This is a genomic window from Acinetobacter sp. WC-141, assembly GCF_000313935.1.
Lineage (GTDB): Bacteria > Pseudomonadota > Gammaproteobacteria > Pseudomonadales > Moraxellaceae > Acinetobacter.
This window is the reverse complement of the sequence record NZ_AMSS01000016.1, coordinates 69,131-82,057: the sequence shown is the minus strand read 5'-3', so window position 1 is coordinate 82,057 and position 12,927 is coordinate 69,131. Positions and strand designations below refer to the sequence as shown.

The 12,927-nt window shown below is 39.2% G+C and carries 12 protein-coding genes; 8 read left to right on the top strand and 4 right to left on the bottom strand.

Annotation, left to right across the window (positions count from 1 at the left end; all coding sequences use genetic code 11):
* Positions 1-68: 68 nt before the first annotated feature.
* Both ACINWC141_RS03055 and ACINWC141_RS03050 read right to left on the bottom strand, forming a co-directional pair.
* Positions 69-1,388 carry an NCS2 family permease gene (locus ACINWC141_RS03055; RefSeq protein WP_009387763.1) on the bottom strand — a complete coding sequence of 440 codons (1,320 nt, stop codon included), beginning with the start codon at positions 1,386-1,388 and terminating at the stop codon, positions 69-71.
* A 320-nt stretch (positions 1,389-1,708) separates the two neighbouring features.
* Positions 1,709-1,936, bottom strand: a complete 228-nt coding sequence (locus tag ACINWC141_RS03050; RefSeq protein ID WP_009387797.1) for a hypothetical protein — start codon at positions 1,934-1,936, stop codon at positions 1,709-1,711.
* A 572-nt stretch (positions 1,937-2,508) separates the two neighbouring features.
* Between ACINWC141_RS03050 and ACINWC141_RS03045 the strand changes: the two genes are divergently transcribed.
* Positions 2,509-3,231 (top strand): pirin family protein, encoded by a 723-nt coding sequence (locus ACINWC141_RS03045; protein WP_009387780.1) that lies wholly within the window; start codon positions 2,509-2,511, stop codon positions 3,229-3,231.
* A 76-nt stretch (positions 3,232-3,307) separates the two neighbouring features.
* On the opposite strand, the gene ACINWC141_RS03040 is transcribed toward ACINWC141_RS03045, so the two are convergent.
* Positions 3,308-3,928 carry a TetR/AcrR family transcriptional regulator gene (locus tag ACINWC141_RS03040; RefSeq protein ID WP_009387753.1) on the bottom strand — a complete coding sequence of 207 codons (621 nt, stop codon included), beginning with the start codon at positions 3,926-3,928 and terminating at the stop codon, positions 3,308-3,310.
* A 523-nt stretch (positions 3,929-4,451) separates the two neighbouring features.
* On the opposite strand from ACINWC141_RS03040, the gene ACINWC141_RS03035 reads away from it, so the two are divergent.
* The 4 genes from ACINWC141_RS03035 to ACINWC141_RS03020 all read left to right on the top strand — a co-directional run bounded on the left by ACINWC141_RS03035 (position 4,452) and on the right by ACINWC141_RS03020 (position 8,848).
* Positions 4,452-5,411 (top strand): metal-dependent hydrolase, encoded by a 960-nt coding sequence (locus ACINWC141_RS03035; RefSeq protein WP_009387765.1) that lies wholly within the window; start codon positions 4,452-4,454, stop codon positions 5,409-5,411.
* A 65-nt stretch (positions 5,412-5,476) separates the two neighbouring features.
* The gene (locus ACINWC141_RS03030) at positions 5,477-6,310 is read left to right on the top strand and encodes an SDR family NAD(P)-dependent oxidoreductase (protein ID WP_009387781.1); all 834 of its coding nucleotides are present in this window, start codon (positions 5,477-5,479) and stop codon (positions 6,308-6,310) included.
* Positions 6,311-6,332: 22 nt separating this feature from the next.
* The gene (locus tag ACINWC141_RS03025) at positions 6,333-7,856 is read left to right on the top strand and encodes a flavin-containing monooxygenase (protein WP_009387766.1); all 1,524 of its coding nucleotides are present in this window, start codon (positions 6,333-6,335) and stop codon (positions 7,854-7,856) included.
* A 113-nt stretch (positions 7,857-7,969) separates the two neighbouring features.
* Positions 7,970-8,848 carry a class I SAM-dependent methyltransferase gene (locus tag ACINWC141_RS03020; RefSeq protein WP_009387721.1) on the top strand — a complete coding sequence of 293 codons (879 nt, stop codon included), beginning with the start codon at positions 7,970-7,972 and terminating at the stop codon, positions 8,846-8,848.
* A gap of 55 nt (positions 8,849-8,903) precedes the next feature.
* Here ACINWC141_RS03020 and ACINWC141_RS03015 read toward each other — a convergent pair whose 3' ends face one another.
* A complete protein-coding gene (locus ACINWC141_RS03015; RefSeq protein ID WP_013198512.1) occupies positions 8,904-9,824 on the bottom strand; it encodes a LysR family transcriptional regulator in 921 nt (306 codons plus the stop codon).
* Positions 9,825-10,062: 238 nt separating this feature from the next.
* Between ACINWC141_RS03015 and ACINWC141_RS03010 the strand changes: the two genes are divergently transcribed.
* Genes ACINWC141_RS03010 through ttdB form a run of 3 tightly spaced genes read left to right on the top strand, consistent with a single transcriptional unit; the run spans position 10,063 to position 12,915 of the window.
* A complete protein-coding gene (locus tag ACINWC141_RS03010; RefSeq protein ID WP_009387788.1) occupies positions 10,063-11,361 on the top strand; it encodes an MFS transporter in 1,299 nt (432 codons plus the stop codon).
* Positions 11,362-11,410: 49 nt separating this feature from the next.
* Positions 11,411-12,310 carry a L(+)-tartrate dehydratase subunit alpha gene (gene ttdA, locus ACINWC141_RS03005; protein ID WP_002163154.1) on the top strand — a complete coding sequence of 300 codons (900 nt, stop codon included), beginning with the start codon at positions 11,411-11,413 and terminating at the stop codon, positions 12,308-12,310.
* Complete coding sequence (gene ttdB / locus ACINWC141_RS03000) at positions 12,307-12,915, top strand: L(+)-tartrate dehydratase subunit beta (protein WP_000722967.1); 609 nt, start codon at positions 12,307-12,309, stop codon at positions 12,913-12,915. Before ttdA ends, ttdB begins: the two co-directional genes overlap by 4 nt.
* The last annotated feature ends 12 nt before the right edge of the window (positions 12,916-12,927 follow it).

Below are 12,927 nucleotides of genomic sequence, written 5' to 3'. Positions count from 1 at the left end.
TCTATAATTTTCTTCTTATTAAAAACTGTGTCTAAGACAGCTCAAGAAGAAAATTATAAAAAATCATATTAACCGCCAAACGCGATAAATTTAAATACCCAAAGTGCAGCAATAATCCATACCATGTACGGTACTGTTTTTGCCTTACCTGTGAATAATTTAACTAATGCATAGCTAATAAAGCCCATTGCAATACCATCAGCAATTGAATAGGCAAATGGCATAAATACAATCGTTAAAAAGGCTGGAACCGCTTCTGTAATATCATCCCAATCGATGTGAGTGATCCCTTGAATCATCAACACACCGATGAACAATAAAGCTGGTGCTGTTGCAAAACCTGGTACAGATTGAGCAAGAGGTGCTAAAAATAAACAGCAGATAAATAAAACTGCAACCACAACGGCAGTTAAACCAGTACGTCCACCTGCTGCTACACCTGAAGCTGATTCAATATATGGCGTAGTTGAAGATGTACCTAATGCAGCACCCGCAACAATTGCAGTAGAGTCTGCAAATAATGCCTTTTTCAAACGTGGTAATTTACCATCTTTTAAAAGACCGGCGCGATGTGAAACCCCAACTAAAGTACCCGTACTATCAAACAAGTCGACAATAAAGAATACGAAAATGACGCCTATCATGCTTGCAGTAAATAGACCTTCAAAGTCCATTTGCATAAAGGTTGGGGCAATTGATGGAATTTCTCCAACAACACCCTTAAACTCGTTCAAGCCTAAAACAGTAGCAATTGCGGTAACAACCAAAATACTAATAATGATTGCGCCTCGAACTTTTAAATGGTGTAAAACCACAATCATTAAAAATCCAAATAACGCTAACAATACTGTAGGTTGCTTGATATCACCTAAGCCCACTAGGGTTGCTTGATTGGCAACAATAATGCCAGCATTTTTTAAAGCAACAAGTGCGAGGAATAAGCCGATACCCCCACCAATGGCAAATTTAAGCGACATTGGGATTGCATTGACAATCGCTTCACGAATTTTAAAGAAGCTAATTGCAAGAAAAACAAGGCCTGAAACAAAAACAGCCGCTAAAGCTGTTTGCCATGGCACGCCCATCCCCATACAAACCGAGTAGGTAAAGTAAGCGTTTAAACCCATACCAGGGGCCAGTGCGATTGGATAATTTGCAATGATCCCCATCACTAAACATCCGATTGCTGCTGCCAAACAGGTCGCAACGAATACGGCACCATGATCCATGCCGGTTTCAGATAAAATGAGTGGATTGACAATAATGATGTAACACATCGTTAGAAATGTAGTTACACCAGCAAGAACTTCAGTTCGGAAAGTGGTTTTATTGTCGCTTAACTTAAATAAACGCTCTAACCAGCCTGCCGAAGAATTGGGCGCCGCCATAAGTAGCCTCTATGCAAAATCTGAACTGTGGAATATTTACTTCTATGTAGATAACTGAACAATATTGTTTTTCTGTTCAGGTCTATAAACAAGAATCACAAATAAAAGAAGCAACAAATATGCCACTCACCTGGTTTCTAGTTCATACACAGGAAATAACCACGGCCCCTCTTGAAACACAAAAAAGCTGCATAACCCCTATGCAGCTTTTTTACTATACGTTCAATAAGTTTAACAGATTCAACAGAAACATGATTAAAATTTATGAAAAGATATGACCAATGACAAAGTGAAAGTTAGAAATTTCTCATCCAATATTGTTAGAAAATAATTTTTTTCTCGCCGATATATTCTTGCATATTATAAGAAGCTAAATTGCTGTGATGAGCATGATTTGGATTGCGTTCGATACTTTGTAGATTTCTTTCTGCTTCTTGAATGATCTGCATGAGTTCTTGATGTCTTTTATTTTGAGTATCTAAATAAGCCCAGTATCCTAATACAAAGACAATACCCACACACAACACTATTAATACTTTATTGATCATTATTATTATCTCTATGTTTTTAATGTTAATGATCTTAACAAAAAAATTTAGCTTTGTGAATATTTTCACATTTATTTACAATAACACACTCTCACTCAAATATTTGAAAAAAAAGGTGATTTAAGATATTCAATTACATTTTTTGATAAATACAAAACTTTTCCATTGAAAAGTCACTTTATTTTAAAATAGTTTCTATTTAGTTATTTTTAATATTAGCTTTTTATCCATTTTCATTATTAAGTTCATTTAAATACACATTGTAGACAAATGAGTATATTGCTTGAAATATATCTAAATTTTTTAACGAATAAATAGAATAAAAAGCTCTATTTTTCTTTGAACTGTTCTATTTAAAATTATTTAGCTACCTAGCCATTTCCCGTATTTCATCTCTATTTTAAAAAATAAAACTTCAATTTTAACTAAAAGAACCTTTTTCTTATTTAACACATAGTTTTTCATTTTATCGTTCTATAAATCGTACTAAGCTTTCCATTTTCAGAGCTTTATTACAATAAACGCTACGATAAAATGTACTCAGAGAAAAAATTAAATCAGGAGAATACATCATGTTTGATATGCGTTTATCTCACGAGCGTGGTGCAGCACATCATGGTTGGTTACAATCAAAACATAGCTTTTCATTTGCTAATTATTGGGACCCAAAACAAGTCGGTTTTTCGGATCTACTTGTAATTAATGATGATAACGTTGCTCCATCTAAAGGCTTTGGTACTCACCCTCACCGCAATATGGAAATTATTTCCTACGTACTTGAAGGGGCGTTAGAGCATAAAGACTCGATGGGTACAGGTTCTGTGATTGTGCCTGGTGACATTCAGTTGATGAGTGCAGGTCGCGGTGTTGCCCATAGTGAATTTAACCATTCAGCTCAAGAAGGCGTTCATTTCTTGCAAATTTGGGTCGTTCCAAATGAAGTAAATACAGATCCAGGCTATCAACAAGTTCATATTGATGAAGCAGACAAACGCGGTAAATTGCATTTGATCATCTCACCCAAAGGTGGCGAGAAAACTTTGTCTATCAAACAAGACATTAATATTTACTCAGGTCTTTTTGATGGTGAAGAAACTGCTGAATTTGTGATTCCTGAGGGTCGATATGTTTACCTACACGTCGCTAAAGGTCGCGTTGATGTAAATGGTAAAACATTTAACACTGGCGATGCTGCACGTATTCGTGAAGGCGGAAGCTTATCGTTTACCAATGGTGATAACGCCGAAATTTTGATTTTCGATATGCGTCCTGAAGAAGTTCCAACCATGCCATAATGCAACTAAGCCCTCGCATAAAATTTATGCGGGGGCTTTTTTATTGTTGATTGGACTTATAAAATTCTAACTCAGCTCAATGTTCTTCTGAACGTGCCATCTCTGTATTGATATAACTCATGATCATGGTCGTTAACCCCTGCACCATTTCATCAAAACTAATATAAGGATTTGGCAAAATAAGATGCCGTGCGACATTAAAAATTCCACTATTGATACAAATATAGGTAATTACAGGTAAATTATTGATTTTGAGATATTTTGGATTGTGCATCATATATTTCATGATGACTTCCATTAAAGCCTGTTCAATTTTGGGAATGTATTTATCGTACTGTAACTCGCCTGCATACCGTAAAACAGTCAAATAGCGGTCATTATTTTTCTTTAATAAATCACTAAAAGTATAAAAAATCATTTCAATGACAGGTTCTAACTCCAGCTGTAAAATAGTCGGCGTAAGCTCTGTAATCATGTCCAGAATTTCCCGAACAAAGTAGTGATTCATCGCATCATAAATTTCTTCTTTATTTTTAAAATATTCATATAAAGATCCGACACTCACTCCTGCAATTTCTGCAATATGACGTGTCGTGGTTCCACTAGGCCCATGCAGCGCCACCCCAATAAAACCAGCTTCAATAATAGTATCCACAGTAACTTTGGCTCGAGTTTGACGAGGTTTCCGTGTAGTCATACGATCTAATCAATAATCCGAACATAAATTCAGATTAGCATGTAATCTGATGCTATAGAAATAAAAAAACAAAATCCGAATAGTTGTCAAACTTAGTTAAAAAATTCAGAAAAGCATAGTTAAAAACGTCGCTCCAAGTGGTTTTTTATTTATTGTATTTAAAACATATATTTCAAATTTATTTATTATTTATCAAATATATAATGTTAAATTAATTAAAATTTCTACTAAACAACATTTCTATAAAATACCTTTCTATATTTAAAAATTTACCCGAATTGAATCCGAACATAAAGTCAGATTAATATGAAAAAATTAAAGAAGAGTCATTAATCGACTCTAGTCAGGAACGACTCTTCTTTCCGTTATTCAGCCAAATAATCAAACAAATAACGGAGCAACAACACCGTAGTCAATGCAGAGAATTATCTGTTTTTGAAAATGGAATTTACAGTGCTTTGTTGATCATTGAGTTTATTAATTTTCATCAAAATGCACCACTACTTTGCCTCAGGGTGTCGCCATGATCTCGACCGCAGTTAAAAAATCATTCAACAAACTTAAATTTCAGCGTGAAATTGAGTTACCGGATTTTTCTAGCAAAAGCTCAATTCCAATCCGACATTTAAATATTGGTTTTGATGGAAAGGAAATTGATGTCAGATTCTATATGGACAATCAGTTTGCTACTTTGTTTTTTGCCACGCTTTCGGTCTTTTTAACCTATGGTGAAGATCTGGTCATTGAAACCGCTCGCCATCACCGTGAGTTTATTAAAGATCCGATATTAAAGCAGCGTGTTACATCACTGATTGGCCAAGAAGCAATTCATTCAAAATTGCACAATGAATATAACGATGCGCTGCAAGATGCAGAATATCCTGTTGCGCTATATCGCTTTCTTGGTTCGAACTTCTTTAAATATGTATTTTTAAAGTTTCCACAGCCACTCAAATTATCAATGATGGCAGGTATTGAGCATTTTACTGCGGTACTTGCTGAATACATGATGAAGCATGAAAAGAATTTCTATTATTCAGATGATGAGAAGAGCCGTGCGTTGTGGATGTGGCATATGCTTGAAGAATCTGAGCATAAAGATATTGCCTACGATGTTTATCAAATCTTAAATGGCAGCTATCCACTGCGCGCATCTGGTTTCTTCCTCGCTTTATTTACCATTTTAGGCTTAATCCCTGCGACTACTTTATTTGTGCCTGTGTTAAGAAAGCCACAAGAGATGTTGACTTTAAAATTCTGGAAAGATGCTCGCCGTGGCGTTGGTCTAATTTTTGGACCGAAAGATGGTGTTTTTGGCAGCACAATTGGTCAAATTCTTGACTATTTACGTCCAGACTTTCACCCAAATGATCATGATACAACTGAATATCTTGAGTATTACAAAAAGAAATTACTGAACGAAGGCGGCGCGATTGCACCTTTCTTTGTTAAAGAATTTACTCCACCAGTACGCGTGTCTTAATCGTCCTCTATGACCAGCTATCAAGAAGATAGCTGGTATCTCTTCAAGCTATTTATGGATGAATCATGATTTTATTTGGCAAAAAGAAAGTTAAACCAAGCCAAAAAGCTTATGCCGTAGTGACGGGTGCAGGCAGCGGGATTGGTCGAAGTTTTGCAATTGAACTGGCAAAACGTGGTGGCAGCGTAGTGTGTGCAGATATTAATCTGGAAGCTGCTGAAGAAACCGTAAAACTTCTTGAACAAGAAGGTGCAAAAGCCTTTGCCATGCGCTGTGATGTTGGCAATCCAGAACAGGTGGCAAATCTAGCTGAAAAAGCTGAAATTTTAATGCAACACCCTGTAACCCTACTCATTAATAATGCAGGTGTAGGTTTAGGCGGTAAGTTTGATGAATTGAGCCTAGAAGACTGGAACTGGGTCATGAATATTAACCTTTGGGGTGTTATTCATGGATGCCATGCATTTGTGCCAAAGTTTAAAAAGTTAGGTTACGGCGCAATTATTAATGTTGCTTCTGCCGCATCGTATACAGCTGCACCAGAAATGACCGCTTATAATGTGACTAAAGCGGGTGTGCGTGCGCTTTCAGAAACGCTTTCTGCCGAACTGCACAAATTCAATATTAAAGTGAATGTACTCTGCCCGACACTGGTTCCAACCAATATCATTAAAAATGGTCGAATTCCAGGACGCTATTCAAAGCTTGCAGACCATGCACTCATGAACTATGCCCTCACCACAAGTGATGATGTCGCAAGATTAACACTTAATCGCCTTGATCAAGATGAGCTTTATACGATTCCTCAAATTGATGCGAAGTTATTCTGGCTTATGAAACGTGCATCACCAAGCTTGTATACCAAGTTCCTTGGCACCTCGTACAAATTATTTAAATAAGAAATTTATAGGTAGTACACATATGACTGCTCAAATGAAAACAAATGCTTCAGCAAAAAAAGCTGTCAAATCACCAAGCCATATTTTCGATACTTTTATTGTGGGTGCTGGTATTTCAGGTATTGCTGCTGCCATTCGCCTAGATCAAGTTGGTTATACCAATTATAAAATTATTGAGAAAGCTGGTCGTGTTGGTGGAACATGGCGTGAAAATACCTACCCAGGTTGTGGCTGTGATGTACCATCTGCTCTTTATTCTTACTCATTTGCACCAAGTGCAAAATGGAGCCATTTATTTGCGCGCCAACCAGAAATCTTAAGTTATCTGGAAGATGTGAGTAACGAGTTTAATGTTACGTCTAAAATCGAGTTTAATAGCGAACTGCTCAACGCAGCATGGGATGACTCACGTCATCTGTGGGTACTTGATACAAGTACTGGTCAATATTTGTCTAAAACCGTTATTTTTGCGACAGGTCCAATTACTGAAGCTCAAATTCCACGTCTTGAAGGCTTAGAAACATTTAAAGGCGAGATGTTCCATTCAGCTAAATGGAACCATGATTATGATTTGACAGGTAAACGCATTGCCGTGATTGGTACTGGTGCATCTGCTATTCAGTTTGTGCCACAAATTCAACCAAAAGTGAAAGAGCTTTTTGTATTTCAACGTACAGCGCCTTGGGTATTACCAAAACCGGATACAGACTTGGGCGAATTTAGTAAATCAGTGATTGCTAAATATCCGTCTATTCAGGCGAGCTGGCGTAAAAGTGTAGCGTTAACGCTGAATGCGATTAACTTTGGTTTACGTAATCCACTCGCACTCAAACCAGTCAATGTATTGGGTAAGCAATTACTTAAATTGCAAATTAATGACCCAGTGCTACGTAAAAATGTCACGCCAAACTTTGATATTGGCTGTAAACGTATTTTGTTTGCTAACAATTACTACCCTGCGCTACAAGCACCAAACACGACCCTAATCCCTCATGGGTTGGTTAAAGTTGAAGGCAATACGGTGGTTGCTGCGAATGGTGAACGCCACGAAGTTGATGTGATTATTTGGGGTACAGGCTTTGAAGTATCCCACCCACCCATTGGTAAACGTGTTCACAATGAAAAAGGTCAATGTTTACAAGATCTCTGGAAAAATAGTTCACCAGAGGCTTACTTAGGCACCAACATTGAAAATGTACCAAATGCATTTTTAGTTTTGGGGCCTAACGTACTGGTCTATGACTCTTTCATTGGTTTGGCAGAAGCGCAGCTCGACTATATCGTAGATGGCTTATTGAAAATTAAAAACAAAGGAATTAGCAAATTAAATGTTAAGCCTGATGTGATTAAGAAGCACAATGACTTGGTACAAAAACACTTACAAACAACGGTATTTAATAGCGGCGGCTGTAAGAGTTACTACCTTGATGCCAACGGGCGTAACTTTGCTGCATGGCCATGGTCACTGAAAAAACTTAAACAACGTTTGAAAAAAGTAGATTTGAAAGATTATGAAGTGACGTACCAAACAACAAAGACTCACTAATTTGTAATTTCGATCAAATCCGTTGTAAGAAAGAGGCAGTGTATTTTAGGTTTTCATGAAATACACTGCCTTCTTCGTTGAATATCTTCAAGAAGTAAAAAAACAGGATAAAGATGAAAGAAGGTCAATCAAGTCGTACCGCCGAAGCTGCTGCTGCATTACGGGCCAATCATTTTCAAAATATAAAGAACCCTGTATTTTCAGATCCTTATGCTTTTGAACTAACCAGTAAGGGCTGGAAAAAACTGCTCTCTAACCCACTGATTGTTAAAGTCATGAATTCTGCAGTTTTAAACCGCACTTTAGGTTTACTTACTGGGCAAGTGGTCGGACGCTCTCGTTATGCCGAAGATTTACTTGATCTAGCAGTTCAGAAAAACACTCAACAGTATGTATTAGTGGGTGCTGGCCTAGACTCTTTCGCACTACGCGAATCACAGCATTACCCTACTTTGAAAATTTTTGAAGTGGACCATCCTGATACTCAAGCGGCCAAACAAGCCAAGCTAAAAAAGTTAGGAAATATTCCTACTACCGTTGAGTTTGTCGCAATTAATTTTGAAAAAGAGTCTATTTCAGAAGCTCTGACCAGAAGTGTCTATGATTCATCTGCTCCTGCATTTTTCTCATGGTTAGGTACAACGCACTATTTAAACCCGCAAACGACCTTGGAAACTTTAAAAAGTATTGCCGAATTTGCTGCAAACGGTAGTGAAGTGGTACTCGACTATTCAACCGATTTTCAGGAATTAAATGGTATTGAGAGACTTGGAAGTATGGGCGTTGCTCAGTTTACCCATTTGTTGAAAGAGCCTTTACTAGGTCAATTTAAACCAATAGATTTACATCACGCCGTGGAGCAGATGGGATTTGAAGTAGTCGAAGACTTATCAGGTGAAGCCATTACTGAACGTTATTTTAATGCACGAATTGATGAGATTCGCCACACCTCGGCAACGCGTTTACTGCATTTGCGTTTAAATAAAAAATAATGTTGAAAGCCAACTTAGACTTTAAGTTGGCTTTTTATAATTAAGGTTAGTATTGTTACCAACTTGAACGCGGCTCTGGCCCATCGACATGCTGATTTAAAAATTGGCGCAAATGATCTAAAAAGTGCGCGACTTTAGGTGATAGATTCAGTCTCTCTAAATACACCGCATAGACATCTGCTGGTGGTGTTTCATAATCCTCAAGCACTTGAACCAATCTGCCACTTCTTAAATATTTTGCTACGTCCCATTCTGCTCGCATCAAAATTCCATAGCCTTCTAAAGCCCAATTTAATGCGACTGCCCCATCATTGGTGCTCAGTTGCCCATGAACTTTAACAGTTTCAACTTGTTTGCCATGACTTAACCGCCAATTACCATAAGCAGAATCATTTTGCCGAATCACAATGCACTGATGCTGCGTTAAATCATGGGGAGTGAGCGGTTGCCCTGCCATTTTTAAATAGCTAGGTGATGCACATAATAAACGGCGGTTGGCTGCCAATTTTTTGGCAATTAGACGTGAATCGGGTATTTCACCAAAGCGGATTGATACATCAATGGCTTCATCTGGCAGATTAATGGGGCGATCAGTTAAATGCAGTTGGACATCGACATCAGGATAGATTTTAGCAAATGTAGAAATCGCTGGCGCAATATAAGAACGACCAAAGCCTAAAGGAGCATTCACACGCAAGACCCCTTTGGGCGCTGCCCGACTACTTGAAACCAAACGCTCCATTTCATCGATCTCTTTTAAAATACGAACCGCATTTTCAAAATAAACCTCCCCCTCACTGGTTAAGCTAATTCGGCGTGTTGTTCTATTTAAAAGCCTTACTCCTAAACGCTCTTCAAGTTGAGTTAAACGTCTGGAAACCGCAGGTGGGGTCAAGTTTAACTCTCGTGCCGTCGCTACAAGACTTCCTTGTTTAACCAATAAACAAAAGAAAGCTAATTCCGTATCTGCGTTCATGATTATTAAGTTTTTTGCAATAGTGATTTAACTTTATATCGATTCATCAGTTTTTTAAAGGGTTTAACATCCATTTCATTGTTTCCCGACATAAGTCGCCTCTTGTTTAAGAGCATAAAAACGTCCGCAGAAGGAATGCTGTGGATGAACGGGGAAAAGCCATCTAGCCGAATGAATAGCGGTAAAGAAAGCGAAAACTACCAATCAGGATTGGTAGTCATGAATATGGAGTCATGACATGGAAATGGATATTGAAAAGCGAACGTTACGTCGAATCACGTGGAGAATCGTACCGTTTATTATGTTGTTATACCTTGTAGCCTATATCGACCGCGTCAATATTGGCTTTGCAGCACTCACCATGAAAGAAGATCTAGGCTTTACCGCCTCAGTTCTCGGGTTTGGTGCTGGAATTTTCTTTTTGGGCTATTTTTTATTTGAAGTCCCATCCAACATTATTTTGCATAAAGTCGGTGCCCGTATCTGGATCGCTCGAGTCATGGTGACTTGGGGTCTGATTGCAGCTGGAATGGCATTTGTAGAAAGCTCAACCAGCTTTTACGTTATGCGATTTTTACTCGGTGTTGCCGAAGCGGGTTTCTTTCCGGGTATTATTTTGTACTTAACTTACTGGTTTCCTGCACGCCATCGCGCTGGTGTGATTGCTTTATTTATGGCAGCCGCCCCAATTGCCACAGCAGTTGGTTCACCAATCTCTGCCGCGTTACTTGAAATGCATGGAATTTGGGGACTCGCTGGCTGGCAATGGATGTTCATTATTGAAGCAATACCAGCACTCATCTTAGGCGTTGTCGTTTTTAAATATATGACTGACCACCCTGAACAAGCCACTTGGTTAAAACAGGATGAACGCGAATGGCTTGTAAAAACCATGAAGGAAGAAGATGTCGGAAAAAATGCTCATCAGCATCACAGCATTCTTCGCGGCCTTGCCAACCCAAGAGTACTTGCCCTTGCATTGATTTATTTCGGAACGTCGGCTGGGCTTTATACCCTCGGCATCTGGGCACCACAAATTATTAAACAGCTTGGCGTAACGTCTATGACTGTCGGGCTTTTAAATGCCATTCCACCAATCATTTCTGTCATTGCCATGGTTTTATGGTCTCGACACTCTGACCGCACCAATGAACGTACATGGCATGTTGCTCTCGCGTGTTTAACCGCAGCGGTTGGTCTCGCAATTGCAGCAGGCACACACAATGTCATTGGATTAATTGCAGCACTTACCATTGTGAATGTCGGTATTAGCTGTGCAAAGCCACCGCTATGGAGCATGCCAACCATGTTCTTGTCAGGATCAGCCGCAGCAGCAGGCATTGCCACGATTAACTCAATCGGAAATTTAGGCGGGTTTGCAGGCCCTGCCATGATCGGCTGGATTAAAGATCAAACTGGAGACTTCACAGGTGGACTCTATTTTGTGGCAGGCCTACTCATTATCTCGACCTTACTGACACTAGTGCTGAGCTTCTCCCAAAAAGTGAAAGTAAACACTGCCAAAGCCACCCACTAACCCTATTTACATCAATTAGATCTGAACAAGTTTCTTCAAGGAGCACAACATGGACAAAGATATTGCAGTCCAGTCCCTTACGGACACCATGGCCAAATTTACGGCTTATATTGGAAAACGCCTACCTAAAGATGTGAAAAGCAAGTTAATTGAACTGCGTACTTTAGAAACCAATCCTCTTGCTAAATCAGTTTATGACTCGATGGAAGAAAATCAGCAAGCTGCCGATAAACTCAACCGCCCAAGCTGCCAAGATACGGGTGTCATTCAATATTTCGTTGAAGCAGGTGCTAACTTCCCTTTGCTTGGTGAACTTCAAGATATTTTGAGCGAAGCAACTGCTGAAGCAACTCGCATAGGTCCTTTACGTCACAACGCTGTTGAAACCTTCGATGAAAAAAATACGGGCACCAATACAGGTACTCAAATTCCATGGTTAGACTGGCGTATTGTGCCTGAACTCGACACTTGTACCATTGATGTCTATATGGCTGGTGGTGGTTGTACCCTACCGGGTGCAGCAAAAGTTTTAATGCCAGGTCAAGGCTATGAAGGTGTTGCTGAATTTGTGATGGATGTTATTACCGAACGCGGTGTAAATGCCTGTCCACCGTTACTGGTTGGTGTTGGCGTATCAACTTCGGTTGAAACCGCAGCTCGTCTTTCTAAACTCGCCATTATGCGTCCGGTTGACTCAACAAGTGATAACCCACGCGCAGCCTTGATGGAGCAACTGTTAGAACAAGGTCTTAATGAAATTGGTATTGGCCCGCAGGGACTCACAGGGAATAACAGTGTGATGGGTGTCAATATTGAATCTTCTGCACGCCATCCATCAACCATTGGAGTTGCCGTAAATACAGGTTGCTGGGCACATCGCCGTGGTAAAATTAAGATTAATCCAGATATGTCGTATGAAATCTTGTCTCATGAAGGAGTTGTACTATGAAAAAAATTCTAACAACTCCTATTAAAGATGAAGATCTTTTAGACCTTAAAGTCGGTGATGTCGTTTATTTGACTGGCCGTTTAGTGACTTGTCGTGACGTTGCCCATCGCAGACTGATCGAACAAGGTCGTGAACTGCCAGTTAATCTTGAAGGCGGAGCGATTTTTCATGCTGGCCCTATTGTGCGCAAAAAAGGTGAAAATGACTTCGAGATGGTTTCGATTGGCCCAACAACTAGTATGCGGATGGAGAAATTCGAACGGGAATTTATCAAGCAAACTGGCGTAAAGCTTATTGTAGGTAAAGGTGGCATGGGACCAGAAACAGCTGCTGGATGTCAGGAAAATATTGCCGTTCATGCGATTTTCCCAGGTGGGTGCGCAGTACTCGCAGCAACCTTAGTTGAAGAGATTGAAGGCGCTGAATGGCAGGATTTAGGTATGCCAGAAACGCTTTGGATAAATCGAGTGAGAGAATTTGGTCCGCTCATTATTTCTATCGATACTAAAGGCAACAACCTGATTCAACAAAACAAAGTTGAATTTCAAGCCAAGAAAGCCCCGATTTTAGAAAAAATTAGCAAACAGCTGAGCTTTATTAAATAAACCACTCTTTAG

Bases quoted from the DNA above. Each gene is read 5' to 3' on its own strand.
- ACINWC141_RS03045 (WP_009387780.1), top strand. From the start codon at position 2,509: ATGTTTGATATGCGTTTATCTCACGAGCGTGGTGCAGCACATCATGGT.
- ACINWC141_RS03050 (WP_009387797.1), bottom strand. From the start codon at position 1,936: ATGATCAATAAAGTATTAATAGTGTTGTGTGTGGGTATTGTCTTTGTA.
- ACINWC141_RS03055 (WP_009387763.1), bottom strand. From the start codon at position 1,388: ATGGCGGCGCCCAATTCTTCGGCAGGCTGGTTAGAGCGTTTATTTAAG.
- ACINWC141_RS03010 (WP_009387788.1), top strand. From the start codon at position 10,063: ATGGAAATGGATATTGAAAAGCGAACGTTACGTCGAATCACGTGGAGA.
- ACINWC141_RS03030 (WP_009387781.1), top strand. From the start codon at position 5,477: ATGATTTTATTTGGCAAAAAGAAAGTTAAACCAAGCCAAAAAGCTTAT.
- ACINWC141_RS03020 (WP_009387721.1), top strand. From the start codon at position 7,970: ATGAAAGAAGGTCAATCAAGTCGTACCGCCGAAGCTGCTGCTGCATTA.
- ACINWC141_RS03035 (WP_009387765.1), top strand. From the start codon at position 4,452: ATGATCTCGACCGCAGTTAAAAAATCATTCAACAAACTTAAATTTCAG.
- ACINWC141_RS03015 (WP_013198512.1), bottom strand. From the start codon at position 9,824: ATGAACGCAGATACGGAATTAGCTTTCTTTTGTTTATTGGTTAAACAA.
- ttdA (WP_002163154.1), top strand. From the start codon at position 11,411: ATGGACAAAGATATTGCAGTCCAGTCCCTTACGGACACCATGGCCAAA.
- ttdB (WP_000722967.1), top strand. From the start codon at position 12,307: ATGAAAAAAATTCTAACAACTCCTATTAAAGATGAAGATCTTTTAGAC.
- ACINWC141_RS03025 (WP_009387766.1), top strand. From the start codon at position 6,333: ATGACTGCTCAAATGAAAACAAATGCTTCAGCAAAAAAAGCTGTCAAA.
- ACINWC141_RS03040 (WP_009387753.1), bottom strand. From the start codon at position 3,928: ATGACTACACGGAAACCTCGTCAAACTCGAGCCAAAGTTACTGTGGAT.